Source organism: Aerococcus sp. L_32 (assembly GCF_050689315.1).
On record NZ_JBOEQF010000647.1, the window covers coordinates 1 to 987 of the forward strand.

At 32.6% G+C, this 987-nt stretch carries 1 protein-coding gene; it reads right to left on the bottom strand.

The annotated features are described in order from the left end of the window. Nucleotides 1-186: 186 nt before the first annotated feature. A complete protein-coding gene (locus ACRCJ0_RS15425) occupies nt 187-810 on the bottom strand; it encodes a redox-sensing transcriptional repressor Rex (protein ID WP_417893940.1) in 624 nt (207 codons plus the stop codon). Between the last annotated feature and the right edge of the window lie 177 nt (nt 811-987).

The following is a 987-nucleotide window of genomic DNA, read 5'->3' on the forward strand; positions in this document are numbered from 1 at the left end:
TCAATTTAAATCTAAACAATAAGTTTGAATTTGATAGATTTTGATAAAAATTGCAAACAATTTTATATCATTTTAGACCCTATATGTGAAACTTAACAAACTTTCACAGCAATTATAGATATAAAAAATAGGCCGAGACTAACCATCTCGGCCTATTCGCTTGCTTATATAAATGTAGCCATTATATTATGAATTTGTTGAGATGAAGTAGATCAAGGTTTGTAGTTCATTCGTGAAGTCTACATCTTGCACCCGAATGCTATCCGGTACATCTAACCTCACTGGCGTAAAATTCAAAATACCTTTGATATCTGCCTGTTCTAAAGCAGGGACCATATCTTGAGCAACTGCCTCAGGTACTGAGAGAATAACCACTTCAATATCCATTAATTTTAATTGTTCAGTTAAATCCTTCATATCATAAACAGGTACACCATTGTGGACTGTACCAATGATATCCTGATTGATATCGAAAGCAGCACCAATTCGAATATTGTTTGATTTTTTGAAGTTGTAATTTAATAAAGCATTACCAAGATTACCAACACCAACTAGTGCTACTGTTGTTAAACGGTCTTGGCTTAATGTCTTACCAAAGAAATCTAATAAAGCATCAATATCATAGCCGTATCCACGTTTACCTAAAGCACCAAAGTATGAAAAGTCACGTCTAATCGTTGCACTTTCAACTTTTACTGCTTCACTTAATTCTGTTGAAGAAACACGTGTTTTCCCCATATTTTTGAATACACGCAGGTAGCGATGGTATAGTGGTAATCTTCTAGCTGTTGCTTTGGGTATTTTACGCATGTTCAGTCCTCTTTCCTATTTTAGAAAATAATTTCTTAAACAGTATAACAAGTTTGTGAAATTAACACAAGGGTTATTACTTTGTTAATTTTGAACTATGTTAAAAAATGCAATATTTACTAAAACGTTTCCAGTAAATGCCCAAATTTTTTTGTGGTAAAATGATAAAGACTATCA

Bases quoted from the DNA above. Each gene is read 5' to 3' on its own strand.
- ACRCJ0_RS15425 (WP_417893940.1), bottom strand. From the start codon at position 810: ATGCGTAAAATACCCAAAGCAACAGCTAGAAGATTACCACTATACCAT.